The 15,690-nt window shown below is 72.9% G+C and carries 13 protein-coding genes and 1 pseudogene; 5 read left to right on the top strand and 9 right to left on the bottom strand.

Going from position 1 to position 15,690, the window contains the following annotated elements; translation table 11 throughout:
• Positions 1-6 precede the first annotated feature (6 nt).
• From AB8A24_RS29695 to AB8A24_RS29675, 5 genes are all read right to left on the bottom strand, one after another.
• On the bottom strand, positions 7-1,425 hold the full coding sequence (locus AB8A24_RS29695) for a phytoene desaturase family protein (RefSeq protein ID WP_369478062.1): 1,419 nt from the start codon (positions 1,423-1,425) through the stop codon (positions 7-9).
• A gap of 37 nt (positions 1,426-1,462) precedes the next feature.
• Complete coding sequence (locus tag AB8A24_RS29690) at positions 1,463-2,089, bottom strand: DUF4126 domain-containing protein (RefSeq protein WP_369478061.1); 627 nt, start codon at positions 2,087-2,089, stop codon at positions 1,463-1,465.
• An 82-nt stretch (positions 2,090-2,171) separates the two neighbouring features.
• The gene (locus tag AB8A24_RS29685) at positions 2,172-2,573 is read right to left on the bottom strand and encodes a DUF3040 domain-containing protein (protein WP_033221787.1); all 402 of its coding nucleotides are present in this window, start codon (positions 2,571-2,573) and stop codon (positions 2,172-2,174) included.
• Positions 2,574-2,866: 293 nt separating this feature from the next.
• Positions 2,867-3,625 carry a methyltransferase gene (locus tag AB8A24_RS29680; RefSeq protein WP_328963678.1) on the bottom strand — a complete coding sequence of 253 codons (759 nt, stop codon included), beginning with the start codon at positions 3,623-3,625 and terminating at the stop codon, positions 2,867-2,869.
• Between the two features lie 73 nt (positions 3,626-3,698).
• Entirely contained in the window at positions 3,699-4,193 is a 495-nt protein-coding gene (locus AB8A24_RS29675) for an SAV_6107 family HEPN domain-containing protein (RefSeq protein WP_328963679.1), read from the bottom strand.
• Positions 4,194-4,373: 180 nt separating this feature from the next.
• On the opposite strand from AB8A24_RS29675, the gene AB8A24_RS29670 reads away from it, so the two are divergent.
• Genes AB8A24_RS29670 through AB8A24_RS29660 form a run of 3 tightly spaced genes read left to right on the top strand, consistent with a single transcriptional unit; the run spans position 4,374 to position 7,994 of the window.
• On the top strand, positions 4,374-5,264 hold the full coding sequence (locus AB8A24_RS29670; protein WP_328963680.1) for an ATP-binding cassette domain-containing protein: 891 nt from the start codon (positions 4,374-4,376) through the stop codon (positions 5,262-5,264).
• The gene (locus AB8A24_RS29665) at positions 5,236-7,332 is read left to right on the top strand and encodes a YhgE/Pip family protein (RefSeq protein ID WP_369478060.1); all 2,097 of its coding nucleotides are present in this window, start codon (positions 5,236-5,238) and stop codon (positions 7,330-7,332) included. The genes AB8A24_RS29670 and AB8A24_RS29665 overlap by 29 nt, the downstream gene beginning before the upstream one ends.
• Before the next feature lie 29 nt (positions 7,333-7,361).
• Positions 7,362-7,994: a TetR/AcrR family transcriptional regulator gene (locus AB8A24_RS29660; protein ID WP_033221781.1), complete on the top strand. Its 633-nt coding sequence runs from the start codon at positions 7,362-7,364 to the stop codon at positions 7,992-7,994.
• A gap of 476 nt (positions 7,995-8,470) precedes the next feature.
• On the opposite strand, the gene AB8A24_RS29655 is transcribed toward AB8A24_RS29660, so the two are convergent.
• From AB8A24_RS29655 to AB8A24_RS29640, 4 genes are all read right to left on the bottom strand, one after another.
• Entirely contained in the window at positions 8,471-10,885 is a 2,415-nt protein-coding gene (locus AB8A24_RS29655; RefSeq protein ID WP_369478059.1) for a transglutaminaseTgpA domain-containing protein, read from the bottom strand.
• Positions 10,882-12,258 (bottom strand): DUF58 domain-containing protein, encoded by a 1,377-nt coding sequence (locus tag AB8A24_RS29650; RefSeq protein ID WP_328963683.1) that lies wholly within the window; start codon positions 12,256-12,258, stop codon positions 10,882-10,884. The genes AB8A24_RS29655 and AB8A24_RS29650 overlap by 4 nt, the downstream gene beginning before the upstream one ends.
• Entirely contained in the window at positions 12,258-13,268 is a 1,011-nt protein-coding gene (locus AB8A24_RS29645; protein ID WP_369478058.1) for an AAA family ATPase, read from the bottom strand. Before AB8A24_RS29645 ends, AB8A24_RS29650 begins: the two co-directional genes overlap by 1 nt.
• 134 nt (positions 13,269-13,402) lie before the next feature.
• Positions 13,403-14,017 carry a carbonic anhydrase gene (locus AB8A24_RS29640; RefSeq protein ID WP_078851458.1) on the bottom strand — a complete coding sequence of 205 codons (615 nt, stop codon included), beginning with the start codon at positions 14,015-14,017 and terminating at the stop codon, positions 13,403-13,405.
• 363 nt (positions 14,018-14,380) lie between these two features.
• Between AB8A24_RS29640 and rsmH the strand changes: the two genes are divergently transcribed.
• Both rsmH and AB8A24_RS29630 read left to right on the top strand, forming a co-directional pair.
• Positions 14,381-15,310 (top strand): 16S rRNA (cytosine(1402)-N(4))-methyltransferase RsmH, encoded by a 930-nt coding sequence (rsmH, locus tag AB8A24_RS29635; protein ID WP_266392790.1) that lies wholly within the window; start codon positions 14,381-14,383, stop codon positions 15,308-15,310.
• 107 nt (positions 15,311-15,417) lie between these two features.
• Positions 15,418-15,690: pseudogene (locus tag AB8A24_RS29630) on the top strand (hypothetical protein); the annotation flags it as partial.

Here is a 15,690-nt window from a genome sequence, read left to right as displayed (position 1 = left end):
CGCCGGTCACTGGGAGCCGCGGAACTCCGCGCCCTCCACGATCAGTCCGGCCACCAGGGCCCCGGTCATCCCGGCGTGCGCCAGCCCGCCGCCGGGGTGGGCCCAGCCGCCCGCCAGGTACAGCCCGGGCAGGGCCGTGGTGTTGGCCGGCCGCAGCAGTCGGCCCCCGGCCCCCGCGAGGGCGGGCGGGGGCACCGCGCCGCCCGGCGCACCGGTCGCCGCCTCGATGTCGGCCGGGGTACGCACCTCGTGCCACAACAGCCGCTCCCGCAGGCCCTGTACGGCCTTCTCCGCGAGGTTCAGCAGCTCGGTGGGCTCCGAGGTGCCGGGGCCGGGTACGGCGCTCACGGTGACCGCCTCGTGCTCCTCGTCGGGCCGGGTGGCCGGATCGTCCGGGCGCATGACGGTGACCTGGGTCCCGGGAGCGTGGACGACCGTCCGGTGCACGGCCGTGGCGGGGCGTGCGCCGCGCAGCGCGAGCAGCAGCGTGATCCGCCCCGGTACGTCGTCCCCACGGGCGGGAAGCGCATCCGACGGCCACGGCAGCGAACCGGCCGGCAGCTGCCGGGGGTCGATCCCGCACACCACGGTGTCGGCGGCCGCCTCACCGCCGTCGGCCAGCCGCACACCGGCCGCCCGGCCGTCCGCGACCAGGACCTCCCGAACCTCCGCCCCGAAGACGAAGGCGACCTTGCGCTCCAGGCAGCGCTCGTACACGGCGGTGGCCAGGGCCCGCATCCCGCCGCGCACGTTCCAGCTGCCGAAGGTCTGCTCCATGTACGGGAGCACGGCCGCCGAGGCGGGCGCGGTGGCGGGGTCGATCCCGTACCCGCGCACCACGCCGGTCAGCAGCTCCGCGAGGGCGCCGCCCAGCTCCCGGTCGGCCACCTCGGCGAGGGTCGGCGGGCGGCGGCGCAGCAGGCCGCTCCGGCGCAGGGCCGGGTACGGGTCGTCGCCCAGGCTCCGGCGGGCACCGGGCCGCAGCGGCTCCTCCAGCAGCGGGCGCCGGGTGGCGTCCCAGGCGTCGCGGGCGCGACCCAGGACGGCGTTCCAGCGCTCGCCCGCGCCCGGGCCGAAGGCGGATTCCAGGGCGGCGGCGACACCGCCGCGGGAGGCGCCGGGGAGGGTGACGTCGATGCCGTGGTGGGGGAGGACGTGCCGGACGGCCGGGTTCACCTGGACCATGTCGACGCAGGTCTCCAGCGGCCGCTTGCCGGTCTTCACGAAGAGATCGCGGTAGACGGCCGGCAGGTGCAGCAGCCCGGGCCCGGTGTCGAAGGCGAAGCCCTCGCGCTCGTACCGGCCCACGGCTCCGCCGTAGGTCGTCCCGCGTTCGTACACCGTCACCTGGTGCCCCGCCACGGCCAGCCGGGCCGCCGTCGCCATCGCGCCCATGCCGGCGCCGATCACCGCAATTCGTGCCATGCGGCCGAGCCTATCGACCCAGGTGGTGGCCCTGTGGTCAGCGGGGTGGGGCTCCGGTGGTCTCGCGGACCTCGGCAGCCAGCCGCTTCTCCTCGCGGCGCTGGGCGCGGCGGCGCAGGAAGCGGCGGATCCGACTCCAGAGGAAGATCACTATGGCCAGTCCGGCGGCCAGCAGCACGGCCGCGATGATCGCGGCGGCCTCGGGATTGAACATCGCGAAGGTCACGAGCCCGGCCACGCCGAGGTCCTCGGCGATGCTCATCCCCACATTGGTGAAGGGCTCGGGCGAGGTGTTGATCGCCATCCGGGTGCCGGCCTTGACGAAATGGCTGGCCAGCGCCGTGGAGCCGCCGACCGCGGCGGCGGTGATCTCGGGGAGCGAACCGGTCTGCCCGGCCAGCAGCGCACCGATCACCGCACCGGACACGGGGCGGATCACCGTGTGGACGGTGTCCCATATCGAGTCCATGTACGGGACCTTGTCGGCGATCGCCTCGCACAGGAACAGCACCAACGCGACGATCAGCACGTCCGTGCGTTGCAGCGAGGCGGGGACGTCGTCGGTCAGGCCGGTGCGGCCGAAGATGCCGAGCAGGAGGACCACGGCGTAAGCGTTGATCCCACTGGCCCAGCCGCTGGTGAAGACCAGGGGGAGCACACTCATCGGATCATCATGCCGTACGGGAACGCAGAAAAGTGAGGGGACGGCCGCACGGCGGCCATCCCCTCACCCACGTTGTCGGGGGCTAGTGCCCCTGCTCGTCACGGCGGCGCTGCCACCGTTCCTCGATACGGGTCATCATCGACCGACGCTGCCGGCTCCGGCCACGGGCCGGACCGCCGGTACTTCCGGAGACGGGCTGCTCGCCAGGCTTGGGTGCCTTGCGCCAACCGGTGACCACCAGGACCGTACATCCCAGCATGACGAGGAAACCCACCACGCTGATCCAGAGCACGTTCGGAATGATCACACCGGTCATGAGGAGCGCGATACCCACCACAATGCCTGCGACTGCCTGGTAGACCCGTCGCCGGGTGTACGTACGCAGTCCGCTTCCCTCAAGCGCTGTCGCGAACTTGGGATCTTCGGCGTACAGCGCTCGCTCCATCTGCTCGAGCATTCGCTGCTCGTGCTCCGAGAGCGGCACGGGAGTCCTCCTCATCCGTCGGTCGCGGGGGTGGCGACCAGGGGTCCCCTTCAGGATAGGCGGGGAATCGCCCCCGTGACACCCGCCCTCTGCGCCGCGTTCCAAAAGGACACGACCCAGAAATGACGCAGCCGATGAAAGCGCTGCGTGAAAACCGTACCGCCGTGGGGGCGGTCATTGAGGCCCTTATTCCCCAATGGTCCGTCCACCATGCCGGTCTTGCACCTGATCATACGGGGCCGACCGGCGGATCGGAGGGTGTGTGGCCGACTCCGCCCGCCGAAGGTCGCAGTTCAGGCCCGCTTCTCGCCCAGGACGTGCAGCTGGGTGGCGACCGCGTGGAAGGCGGGCAGCTCGGCGGCGGCCTCCTCCAGACGCAGCAGCGCCTCCACGGCGCCGGGCTCGGTGTCCACCAGGACCCCGGGCACGAGGTCGGCGAAGATCCGCACGCCGTGCACCGCGCCGACCGCGAGGCCGGCGCCGCCGACCAGCTCGGAGAGCTGCTCGGCGGTGAAGCGGCGCGGTACCGGGTCGCCGGAGCCCCAGCGGCCGGCCGGATCGGTCAGGGCGGTACGGGCCTCCGTGAAGTGCCCGGCCAGCGCGCGGGCCAGCACGGCCCCGCCGAGGCCGGCGGCCAGCAGGCTGAGCGTGCCGTCGGCGCGCAGCGCGGCCGCCGTGTTGGCCACGCCCTCGGCGGGGTCGTCCACGTACTCCAGCACGCCGTGGCAGAGCACCACGTCGTAGGCGTCCCGCTCGACGACGTCCAACAGGCCCTGGGCGTCGCCCTGGACACCGCGCACGAGGTCGGCGACACCGGCCTCGGCCACCCGGCGCTCCAGCCCGAACAGCGCGTTCGGGCTGGGGTCGACCACGGTGACCCGGTGGCCCAGGCGGGCCACCGGCACGGCGAACTTACCGGTGCCGCCACCGGTGTCGAGCACGTCCAGCACATCCCGCCCGGTCGCCTTCACCCGGCGGTCGAGTGCCTCCTTGAGGACCTCCCACACCACGGCGGTGCGGAGGGAGGCACGGGGGCGGGAAGTGTCCGACACGGCTGATGGCTCCTCGGCGCGGTAAAGGGTGAGCGGTCCTGGCCCACCCTATTGCCTTCCGCCGCCGGGCAGCTCATCCCGCGTCCGGATGCTCCGGGCGTGGTTGCGGCAGGGTCTGTCCCAGTGGCCGGGGCGGCGTCCGGACGGTGAGCATCCGTTCCACCAGGCGAAGGAACATCGAGGCCGCCCGCACCAGATCGTCCGCGTCCCGGGAGCTCGCCGCGTCCGTTATCCCCGCCTCCGCCCTGGCCCGACGGGCGGCGCCGGAGGCGAAGAGCGCGCTCCACTCGGCCAGCTCCGGGGCTATTTCCGGCAGCACCTCCCACGCGCTGCGGATCCGGGGCCGCCGCCGCGGGTTCACCGGTTCGGGCCGGGCGCGCGCGGCGAGCACGGCCGCGGCGGTGCGCAGTGCGGCGAGGTGGGCGGTGGCGTAGCGCTCGTTGGGGCGGGTCAGCCGGGCGGCCTCGGCCAGCCCGCTGTGGGCCTTGGCGAGCAGGTCGAGGGCGGCCGGTGGGGCCGTCGACTTCCGTAGGACGGGGTGGACAGGGGACGGGGACGGTGTGGCCATGACGAACCTCCTGTCGATCTGTCGATGCGTTACCACCATCGTGACGGGCGCCACTGACAATTGCGCTGACCTGGGCTTTTACGGTCACTAACCGGGCAACTACCCCCTCCTGCGCACCTGGTGCGAAGAAGGATGCTAGTTTTTGAACTGACCGGTCAGTTCAAAAAGAAGGGGGACGGCGTGGACAGCCCGCACGGCGCGGCCGTCAAGGCCGAGGACTTCGGACTCAAGGGCCCGCGCGGCTGGGCCTTCCGGGGAGTCGGCATCGACGCGGCGCCAGGCTCGCTCATCGCGGTCGAAGGCCCCTCCGGCAGTGGTCGGACCTGCCTGCTCCTTGCCCTCACCGGGCGGATGAAGCCCACCTGGGGCCACGCCGAGGTCGGCGGCCACCACCTGCCGAAGCGGATGACGGCGGTCCGCCGGATCACCGCGCTCGGCCCGGTCTCCGGGGTCAACGAGCTCGACCAGGCCCTCACCGTCGCGGAACAGCTGCGCGAGGGCGCCCTGCTCCAGCGCCACTACGGCGCTCCGGTCCGCGCCATGTTCCGGCCCCGGGCCGAGCGCCGAGCCGCCGCCGAGGCGCGGATCGCCGCCGCCCTGGAGGCCGCCGGACTGGACCTCGCCGCGCTGCCCAAGGGCGAGCGGACCTCCGTACGGGACCTGGAGCGCCTGGAGGCCGTACGGCTGTCCGTCGCCATCGCGCTGCTGGGCTCCCCGGGCCTGCTCGCCCTCGACGACCTCGACCTCAAGCTGTCGGACACCGAACGCGTCGAGGCCTGGGACCTGCTCCGCTCGGTCGCCGCCCGCGGGATCACCGTTCTCGCGGTGTGCAGCGAGGCGCCCGCCGACGCGATCGTCCTGCGGACCACCCCCAAGGAGCCGGACGCACCGGACACACCGGCCGCACCGGCCGCATCGGACACGCCCGCGGTCGCGGAGAGCGACGCCGACGCGGAGGCCGACGCGGAGGCCGACGGGGGATCCGGGACCGGCACGAAGACCGACACGAAGACCGACAAGGACGACACGAAGGGGGCGGACGATGCGCTCGCCGAAGCTGGCCGCGCTTGAGCTGAAGCGGTTCGGGCGGGGGAAGCTGCCCCGGGCCGCTCTCGTCGCGCTGCTCCTGCTGCCACTGCTCTACGGAGCCCTGTACCTGTGGTCCTTCTGGGACCCGTACAGCCGCCTCCACAAGGTGCCCGTCGCCATCGTCAACGCCGACAAGGGCGCGACCGTCGGCGGCGAGCGCTTCGACGCCGGCGCCGAGATCGCCAAGAAGCTGCACGCCGGCAAGAAGTCCTTCGAATGGCACGACGCGAGCGCGAAGGAAGCGGCCGAGGGCCTGGAGAACGGTACGTACTACCTGACCCTGACCATGCCCGCCGACTTCAGCGCGAAGATCGCCTCCAGCTCCGGCGACGACCCCACCACCGGGGCCCTCCAGGTCCGCACGAACGACGCCAACAACTACATCGTCGGCTCGATCTCGCGCTCCGTCTTCGCCGAGGTCCGCTCCGCGGCGTCCACCAACGCCTCCCGCAAGTTCCTCGACAAGATCTTCGTCAACTTCTCCGACCTGCACGACAAGACCGCCGAGGCGGCCGACGGCGCCGACCAGCTCAAGGACGGCGCGGGCAAGGCCCAGGAAGGCGCCAAGGAGCTCGCCGACGGCCTCGACACGGCGCAGGAGAAGTCCGGCGAACTCAACAGCGGTCTGCGGAAGCTGAACACGGCGGCCGGCAAGCTGGAGACCGGCTCCAAGGACGTCGCGGACGGTACCCAGGCGCTGGCCGACAAGGTCAACGGGGCCGCGGACAAGGCCCGCCCCTTCGTCAAGGACCCCAAGAACCTGGCGGACACCGCCGAACTCGTCGCCGACAGCGCGAAGGTGGTCAACAACCACCTCGGCACCTTCGCGGAGAAGGCCCCGGCCGCCGCGGCCGCCGCGAAGAAGGCCGCGACCGGCGCGGACGCGTACTACACCAAGCACTGCGTCACCCCCGGCGGCGAACCGCACCTGGCCTCCTGCCCCGACCTGAAGAAGGTCAGGGACAGCGCGGCCGAGGCCGCCGAACTCAGTGGGGACGTCAACACCCTGGTCAAGAACGCGAACGGGGACGTCGGCAAGCTCCGCACCCAGCTCACCGACCTGGAGAAGAAGGCCCGCGAGCTCGTCGACAAGGCTCCCCAGCTCGCGGGCGACCTCGACGCGGCCGTCGCCAAGGTCAACGCCCTCAACAGCGGAGCCCACAAGGTCTCCGCCGGTATGGCCCAGCTGCACACCGGTCTCGGCACCGCCACCACCGGCTCCGGCGCCCTCACCGACGGCGTCGGCAAGCTCGGCGACGGCGCCCACCGGCTCGACGGCGGCATGTACAAGCTCGTCGACGGTACCGGGGAACTCGCCGGCGGCCTGCACGACGGCGCCGGTCAGATCCCCGACTACGACCAGCAGCAGCGCGACGAGCGCACCCTGGCCATGGCCGACCCGGTCCAGCTCGCCAACCAGTCCCTGCACAAGGCGCCCAACTACGGCACCGGCTTCGCCCCCTACTTCATCCCGCTCTCCCTCTGGGTCGGCGCGATGGTCGCCTACATGCTGATCGCCCCGCTGAACCGGCGGGCCCTGGCCGCCGGTGCCTCGCCCTGGCGGGTCGCGCTCGCCGGCTGGCTTCCCGTGGCGGGCCTCGGCACGGCGCAGGTGGCCCTGCTGATGTCCGTACTGCACTGGGCGTCCGGCCTCGGCCTGAAGATGGCCCACCCGGCCCTCACCATCGGCTTCCTGATGCTGGTCACCGCCTGCTTCGCGGCGATCGTCCAGTGGCTCAACGCCAAGTTCGGCGCCGCCGGCCGCATCCTGGTGCTGGCCGTCCTGATGCTCCAGCTGACCTCGGCGGGCGGTACCTACCCCGTCCAGACCAGCCCGGACTTCTTCAACTGGATCCACCCGTACCTGCCGATGTCGTACATCGTCGAGAGCCTGCGCCGCCTCATCACCGGCGGCGACCTCGCCCCGGTCTGGCAGGGTGGCGTGGTCCTGCTGGCCTTCACCGCCGGCGCCCTGGCCCTCACCGCGCTCGCCGCCCGCGGCAAGCAGGTGTGGACCATGGACCGACTGCACCCGGAACTGAGCCTGTAGGGACGTGTTGACCTGTGACAATCAGCGCCATGGAAAGCAGCAGCACCGGTACGGGTACCGGCGGGGGCCGTCGTGCGATCACCCGGCAGAAGCTCTACGAAGCGGCCGTCACCCTGATCGCCGAGAAGGGCTTCTCCGCGACCACGGTCGATGAGATCGCCGAGCGGGCGGGCGTCGCGAAGGGCACCGTCTACTACAACTTCGCGAGCAAGAACGAGCTCTTCGAGGAGCTGCTGCGGCACGGCGTCGGCCTGCTGACGGTCTCGCTGCGGACGGCCGCCGAGGAAACGGAGGCCCGCGGCGGCAGCCGGGTCGAGGCGCTCGACGCGATGATCCGGGCGGGGCTCGTCTTCATCGACCGGTACCCCGCCTTCACCCAGCTGTACGTCGCCGAACTGTGGCGCACCAACCGCGCGTGGCAGTCCACGCTCATGGTGGTCCGGCAGGAGGCGGTGGCCGTCGTGGAGAAGGTGCTGCGCGAGGGCGTCGAACGCGGTGAGCTGAGCGCCGAGATCGATGTGCCGCTCACGGCGGCCGCGATGGTCGGGATGGTGCTGGTGGCCGCCCTGGACTGGCAGTCCTTCCAGAGCGAGCGGTCCCTGGACGACGTGCACTCGGCGCTGTCGCTGCTGCTGCGGGGCCGGGTCAGCGGCAACCGCTGAACACGGCGCGCCACCACCCCCCCAGTCGGCGGTGCCGCGGGGGCGCGCCGGGCCGTAGAACTGGTGGAGCCGGCCGCGACGGCTGAGTATCCGTACCTAGGCGCGGAAATGAGTACGTGCGCGGATGGCTCCCACCTGCGCGGACGCCAGACTGGGAGCAACGGACAGGAGACCCGGTCCGCACCGCCGACACGGGGCTGCGGAGCGGGCCGGGTGCCTCCTACCGTGACCGGGACGGGGGATCGGCGACCCGGTGAAGCGGTACGTGAAACGGCGGGGCTCGGGGGGATCGAGCCTCGCCGTTTCGCGTCCGCGGGTTCGGCGGTGCCGTGCGGTGGCCCGCGCCGCCGTTGCCGGGGCTCCGCCCCGGACCCCGCGCCTCGAACGCCGGCGGGGCTGAAAGAGGCGCCTCAAACGCCGGCGGGGCTGAAAGAGGCGCCTCAAACGGGGGCGGGGCTGGAAGAGGCGAAGTGGCCTCAGCCGCGGCCCCTCAGCGGGAGGCGGAGGCGGGCGGCCGTGAGGCGGGTGGACACCGCCGAGGCGATCGCGGACCGGCGGGCCGAGAGGGCCCAGGAGACCCGGGCCGCCGAGCGGGGCAACAGCAGGATGCGCAGCCGGGGCAGCCGGTCCGCGGACGCCAGCAGGCCCGTGCGGGCCAGCAGTACGTCGTCCGCCAGCTCCGGGTACGAGACCTCCGCGCCCGGGGGTGCGTACAGGGCCCGTTCCACCGCACCGGCGACCCGGTGCACGGCCGCCGCCGGCTCCGGGTCCAGGCGGCCCAGATCCACGATCCGGCTCGCCGCCCGGCGCGGGGACAGCGCCTCGTCCGGGAGCACTCCCGCGTCCCAGGCGGTGTCGCCCAGTTCCCGCCAGGCCGTCAGGACCTCCCCGGTCGCCAGGCGCCGGGCCCGCAGCCGGGTCCGCCACAGCATCGGGAGCAGGGGCAGGCCCAGTACCGCCACCGCGAGCGCCGCCCAGCCGAGGACCGTCGTCACCGACGGCCCCCCGCCGGCGCCCGTGCTCTGCGCGGGCGCGGCCGCGCCGCACTCGCCGAGCTTCTTCAGGTTCGGCGGGCACTCGGGGGTCGCCGAAGGCCCCGTCGGGGGCTGCGCCGCGCTCTGCGAGGGCAGCGGCGCCGGTGCGGACGGCTGGGTGGCCGGGGTCTGTGCCCGGGAGTAGTCCGGGATGTTGATGCCGGAGCGGGGCGTCGGCTCGAAGCGGGTCCAGCCCACGCCCTCGAAGTACAGCTCGGGCCAGGCGTGCGCGTCGCGCATCGACACGTTCACATTGCCGTCCGACTGCTTCTCGCCGGGCGTGAAGCCCACCGCGACGCGGGCCGGGATGCCCAGCGAGCGGGACATCGCCGCCATCGAGAAGGCGAAGTGGACGCAGAAGCCCTCCTTGTCGGCGAGGAACCGGGCGACCGCCTGCGGACCCGTGCCCGAGGCCGTCCTCGTGTTGTAGCGGAACCCGCCGTTCACAGCGAAGTAGTCCTGCAGCTTCACGGCCCGCGTGTAGTCGTCCTTCGCCCCCTGCGTCACCTGGCGGGCCGTCTCGGCGACCACGGTCGGCAGGTTGTCCGGGAGCTTCGTGTACTCCTCCCGGACCGCCGGGTCGGGTTCCGGGGCGTTCTGCAGCTGCTGGGCCGTCGGCTTCAGCAGCAGGCTGCGCACCGTGTACTCGGCGCCCTGGACGTTCTGGAACTTGTCCCGGCCCAGCTGGTCGCCGACGAGGGTCCGGCCGGCCGGCTCGAACCGCCACTTGCCGCCGATGTTCACCGATGTCGCCGGGTACGGCATGGGGAGGTAGCGCTGGGTGTAGTAGTCCGCGGCCGAGATGCTGGTGGTGACCTCGACGGCGGAACGGCTGACCGGGGCGCGGAGCCCCGGCGGTTCCGGCAGCTTCTCCGGCACGTCCACCAGGGCCCGCCCGGAGGCCTCCCACTTGACGCCGTTGAACTCGTCCAGGGCCAGGATCCGCAGGTACTGCTCGGCCTGCTGCGGGCTGTTGGTCCGGTACTTCAGGATCACGCGGTTGTCCTGCGCGTTGAGGTTGCTCTGCAGGGAGACCAGCGGGTTGACCGCCGAGATCGTCCCGCCCACGCCGCCGCCGCTCTCCTCGGCGTCCTGCGTGCCGCCCAGCAGCCCGCCGCCGAGGGAGGGCAGCACGGCCGGCACCGCCAGCGCCAGGCCCAGGGTCACCGCGCCGATCCGCCGCCCGAACTTCACGGGGGCCGTCGCCTGCCCGCCCGCCCCGTTGGCGAGGCCGGAGTCGGCGGCGCCCCGGCGCGGGGCCGCGCCGAAGACCCGGCCCCACTGGGCGAGCCGGTCGCGGCCCTCGGACAGCAGCAACATCAGGTAGCCGCAGCCCGCGAGCAGGAAGGAGAACCAGGAGGCGCCCCCACCACCCGCCAGGCCCGAGGCCACCGAGTACAGCGCCAGCAGCGGCAGCCCGGCCGCGGCGGCCGTGCGCAGGGTCACCGCCAGCGCGTCCACCAGCAGCCCGATCAGCAGCACACCGGACACCAGCAGCAGCTTGATGCCGTCCGTCAACGGAGCCGGGATGGCGAACTCGCCCACGTCCCGCACGCCCTGACCGAACAGCGCGCCGAAGTCCGTCACCAGGTACGCCAGCGGCCCGTCCCCGTGGGACTCGCCCTTGCCGGCGTACAGGAACGCGAGCAGCAGCAGCGACATCAGCGCCTGCGCGGCCACGGTCAGCGTCCGGGCCAGCGGCACCCGCCGGGCCCCGGCGCCCACCGCGCTCTGCACGGCGAGCAGCAGCGCGGCCTGGAGCAGCCAGCCCTGCGAGTCCACCAGTGCGTTCAGCGACCACGAGGTGAGCAGTGTCGCCAGTGCCGCGAACAGCGTCAGTTTCGCCCGCCCGCTCATACCCGACCTCCGGAGGTTCCCGTACCGACGCGCGCGGTCCCGGCCTGGCGCCACAGTTCGCCGAAGGCCACCCCGGGCGGGACGGCCAGTGCCGTCCAGCCCGCGTCGCGCAGCCTGCGCAGCCGCTCCTCCAGCGGGGGCACGGCATGCCCCGGAGCGGTCTGTCCGCCCCAGGTCGCGGAGTCCAGTACGAAGGCCACCGCACCCGAGGTGCGCTGGCGCATCCGGGCGGCCAGTTCTGTCTGTACGTCGTCCAGGTCGCCGAAGAAGGCGATGAGGAGCCCGTCACCGCCGCCTCCGCCGAAGCCGCCGCTGCCACCGGCGCGCACCGCGTCGTAGGCGCGGGAGAGCCCGGCGCCGTCGGAGTGCCCGACGACCGCGAGGGTGTCCATCATCAGCCCGGCGGCCTCCGCGGACTCCTGCCCGCCGGAGGAGAAGCCGCCGCCGCCCTCACCGGGCGCCGAGCTGCCGGTGTCGGTGAGCAGGCGTGCGGAGAAGCCCTGTTCCAGGACGTGCACCAGGCTGGAGGCGGCCGCCGAGACGGCCCACTCGAAGGCGGAGTCGGGGCCGGCGCCGTCGAAGGCCAGGCGCCGGGTGTCCAGCAGGACGGTGGCCCGGCTGCGCTGCGGCTGCTCCTCGCGGCGGACCATCAGCTCGCCGTAGCGGGCGGTGGAGCGCCAGTGCACGCGGCGCAGGTCGTCGCCGCGCCGGTAGCCGCGGGGGATGACGTCGTCGTCGCCGGCCAGGGCCAGGGAGCGGCGGCTGCCGTCGCCGTAGCCGTTGGACTCGCCGGTCAGGCGGACCGGCGGCAGGGGCTCGGTGCGCGGGATGACGGTGAGGGTGTCGTAGGTGCTGAAGGAGCGGGTCAGCTCGACCAGCCCGAAGGGGTCGGAGAGGCGCAGCTGGAGCGGGCCGAGCGGATAGCGGCCGCGCAGGTCGGAGCGGACCCGGTAGGACACCTCGCGGCGGCCGCCGGGTTCGACCCGGTCCAGCACGAAGCGCGGGCGCGGGCCCAGTACGTAGGGCACCCGGTCCTGGAGCATCAGCAGGCCGGTGGGCAGCCGGGAGACGTTGTCCATGCGCAGCTGCACGCGGGCCTCGCTGCCCGCGGGGACCCGCCCCGGGCTGAGCCGGCGGCTGCCGGAGACCCGGAAGCGGGTGCGGTGGAGGGCGTAGACGCAGATCAGGGGCAGGAGGGCGAGCAGCAGGCCGACGCGCAGCAGTTCGCCCTGTCCCAGCACGTACGCGCAGGCCGCGGCGGCTATCCCGGCGGCCAGGAACGAGCGGCCGCGGGTGGTCAGTCCGGACAGCGACGCGCGCAGGCCGCCGCCGTCCCCCGGGCCACCGGCGCCGCGCGGGGCACCGGCGCTCATCAGAAGCCCCGGATGCCCGCGCCGGGCGGCATCTCGCCGCGGGCGTGCGCGGCCGGGACCGGGGTGCGCTGCAGGATGTCGCCGACGACCTGCTCGGCGGTGCGGCGGTTCAGCTGGGCCTGCGCGGTGGGCAGCAGCCGGTGCGCGAGGACCGGGGCGGCCAGGGTTTGGACATCGTCGGGCAGGACGTAGTCCCGGCCGGAGAGCGCGGCGGAGGCCTTCACGGCGCGCAGCAGGTGCAGGGTGGCGCGGGGCGAGGCGCCGAGCCGCAGGTCGGGGTGGGTGCGGGTGGCGGAGACCAGGTCGACGACGTAGCGCCGGACGGGCTCGGCCACGTAGACCTCGCGGACCGCCTCGATGAGCTTGACGATCTCGTGGGAGTGCGCGACGGAGGTGAGGTCGTCGAGCGGGGAGACCCCGCCGTGCACGTCCAGCATCTGGAGCTCGGCCTCGGGGCTCGGGTAGCCGACGGAGACGCGGGCCATGAAGCGGTCGCGCTGGGCCTCGGGCAGCGGGTACGTGCCCTCCATCTCCACCGGGTTCTGGGTGGCGACGACCATGAAGGGGGTGGGCAGCGTGTAGGTCGTGCCGTCGATGGTGACCTGGCGCTCCTCCATCGACTCCAGCAGCGCGGACTGAGTCTTCGGTGAGGCGCGGTTGATCTCGTCACCGATGACGATCTGCGCGAAGATCGCGCCCGGCTTGAACTCGAACTCGCGGCGCTGCTGGTCGTAGATGCTGACACCGGTGATGTCGGAGGGCAGCAGGTCCGGGGTGAACTGGATGCGCTGGACCGAGCAGTCGATGGACTTGGCGAGCGTCTTGGCAAGCATGGTCTTGCCGACGCCGGGCACGTCCTCGATCAGCAGGTGCCCCTCGGCGAGCAGCACGGTCAGCGCGAGGCGGACGACCTCGGGCTTGCCCTCGATCACGCTCTCGACCGACCGGCGCACCCGCTCCACCGTGCTGGTCAGATCCGCGAGGCTCGCTCGGTCGTCGTACGTCGTCACCTGGTTCTCCTCGGCCTTTCCCAGGGCCGACGCCCTTGGCGCATGAACCGGCCCACCCCGAAACACGGACACCGGCCCGGGGATCCCGGGTGGTGCCACCCCGCATTCTTGACGGCGTTAAGGCCTTGTGTCACTCAAGAGCTGGGATCGATCTCCCGCAGGAGCCCGGTGTGCACATCGAAGACGAAGCCTCGCACATCGTCCTTGTGCGGCAGGAAGGGGTTCGTGCGAACCCGCTGCATGGACTGGCGGACGTCCTGGTCGACGTCCCGGAAGGCCTCGACGGCCCAGGCGGGACGTTGGCCGACCTCGTCCTCCAGCTCGTGCCGGAAGTCCTCGGTCAGGTTTTCGAGACCGCAGCCGGTGTGGTGGATGAGTATCACCGTGCGGGTGCCCAGGGCCCGCTGGCTGATGGTGAGCGAGCGGATCGTGTCGTCGGTGACCACACCGCCCGCGTTGCGGATCGTGTGACAGTCGCCGAGTTCCAGGCCGAGGGCCTTGTGCAGGTCGAGGCGGGCGTCCATGCAGGCCACCACGGCGACCTGGAGGACGGGGCGCGCGTCCATGCCGGGATCGGAGAACTGCGCGGCGTAACGCTGATTCGCCTCGACCAGCCGGTCGGTGACGGATCCGCCGACGGATGCCTCGGACGCGGACTCGGCAGGCAGGGATGCGGAAGTCGTCATGGGTACGACGTTAGTGGTCACGGCGGGTTGTGGCCTCGCGTGAGAGCGGACAAAGAACGTCAACGAGGCTTGTTGTGAGCTAACCCACAGGGGTGGGGGTGAGGCAGCCATCCGGGTGATTCGCGGCATTTGCCGGTTCGGTCCGAGAGCCGCGCACGGCGCGCGAGGCGGTTCGTTGACCGCGGCGACCGTTGCACTAAAGTGACGCGAACCGGCCGGAGCCCGGCCCTGACCGGCCGCCCGGCCCCCGATGAACACTCCGCGTGCGCGGCGCGTACGTACGGCCCGGCCCTCTCCCGCTCCCCGGCCGGCCGGCGCCACCTTCCCCGGCGCCGGTCGCGGATACGGGAACCAGGTGGTACGTACGCCTGCCGCGCCGTTATCTGAGAGGGCGCTTTGACTAGCGAGTCCCGACATGTCCCGGTGATGCTCCAGCGGTGCCTGGACCTGTTGGCCCCGGCGCTGGAGAGGCCCGGGGCCGTCGTCGTCGACTGCACCCTCGGCCTCGGCGGCCACAGCGAGGCCCTGCTGACCCGGTTCCCCGAGGCCCACCTGATCGGTCTCGACCGCGACAAGGAGGCCCTGCGGCTCTCCGGCGAGCGCCTCGCGCCCTTCGGCGACCGGGCCACCCTCGTCCACGCGATCTACGCCGACCTCGCCGAGGTCCTGGACGGGCTGGGCATCCCCGCGGTCCAGGGCATCCTCTTCGACCTGGGCGTCTCCTCCATGCAGCTGGACGAGGCCGACCGCGGGTTCGCGTACGCGCAGGACGCGCCGCTGGACATGCGCATGGACCAGACGACGGGCATCAGCGCCGCCGAGGTCCTCAACAGCTATGCGCCGGGTGAGCTGGTGCGGATCCTGCGCCAGTACGGCGAGGAGAAGCAGGCCAAGCGGATCGTGTCCGCGATCGTCCGGGAGCGGGACAAGGAACCCTTCACCAACAGCGCCCGGCTGGTCGAACTGATCCGTGACTCCCTCCCGCAGGCCGCCAAGCGGACCGGCGGCAACCCGGCGAAGCGGACCTTCCAGGCGCTGCGGATCGAGGTCAACGGAGAGCTCTCCGGGCTGGAGCGAGCCATTCCGGCGGCGGTGGACAAGATCGCGGTCGGCGGCCGGATCGCCGTGCTCTCGTACCACTCGCTGGAGGACCGGCTGGTCAAGCAGGTCTTCGCGGCCGGCGCGACCTCCACGGCCCCGCCCGGACTGCCGGTGGTGCCGGAGAAGTACCAGCCGAAGCTGAAACTGCTCACGCGCGGCGCCGAGCTGCCCACCGAGGAGGAGATCGCCGAGAACCGGCGGGCCGCCCCGGCCAGATTCCGCGGCGTCGAACGCATCCGGGAGGCGCGACTGTGACCAAGGCCGGGAAGGTCGCCACGCTGACCCGCGGGCAGGCGGCCCGCCTCGGCCGGGCGCTCGGCGGCCGCCCGGCCCGCCCGCGCCCCGGCGGGCAGGCGGCCCGGATGCCGTTCGTCCTGCTGGTCGTGGCCCTGCTCGGCGGCGGCCTGATCAGCCTGCTGCTGCTGAACTCGGCCCTGAACGAGGGCTCCTTCCAGCTCAGCAAGCTGAGGAAGGAGACCACCGCCCTCACCGACGAGGAGCAGGCGCTGCAGCGCGACGTGGACGCCTACTCCGCGCCCGACGCGCTCCAGCGCCGGGCGCACGAACTGGGCCTGGTCCCAGGCGGCAGCCCGGTCTTCATCGGCCCGGACGGCAAGACCGCCGGCAGCCCGGCG

The sequence above is a fragment of the Streptomyces sp. BF23-19 genome (assembly GCF_041106355.1).
GTDB lineage: Bacteria > Actinomycetota > Actinomycetes > Streptomycetales > Streptomycetaceae > Streptomyces > Streptomyces virginiae_A.
This window is presented reverse-complemented; position numbering and strand designations above follow the sequence as displayed.

What these genes read in the sequence shown, in the direction of transcription:
- AB8A24_RS29650 (WP_328963683.1), bottom strand. Translation starts at nt 12,258, where the DNA reads ATGAGCGCCGGTGCCCCGCGCGGCGCCGGTGGCCCGGGGGACGGCGGC.
- AB8A24_RS29675 (WP_328963679.1), bottom strand. Translation starts at nt 4,193, where the DNA reads ATGGCCACACCGTCCCCGTCCCCTGTCCACCCCGTCCTACGGAAGTCG.
- rsmH (WP_266392790.1), top strand. Translation starts at nt 14,381, where the DNA reads ATGCTCCAGCGGTGCCTGGACCTGTTGGCCCCGGCGCTGGAGAGGCCC.
- AB8A24_RS29660 (WP_033221781.1), top strand. Translation starts at nt 7,362, where the DNA reads ATGGAAAGCAGCAGCACCGGTACGGGTACCGGCGGGGGCCGTCGTGCG.
- AB8A24_RS29695 (WP_369478062.1), bottom strand. Translation starts at nt 1,425, where the DNA reads ATGGCACGAATTGCGGTGATCGGCGCCGGCATGGGCGCGATGGCGACG.
- AB8A24_RS29665 (WP_369478060.1), top strand. Translation starts at nt 5,236, where the DNA reads ATGCGCTCGCCGAAGCTGGCCGCGCTTGAGCTGAAGCGGTTCGGGCGG.
- AB8A24_RS29690 (WP_369478061.1), bottom strand. Translation starts at nt 2,089, where the DNA reads ATGAGTGTGCTCCCCCTGGTCTTCACCAGCGGCTGGGCCAGTGGGATC.
- AB8A24_RS29655 (WP_369478059.1), bottom strand. Translation starts at nt 10,885, where the DNA reads ATGAGCGGGCGGGCGAAACTGACGCTGTTCGCGGCACTGGCGACACTG.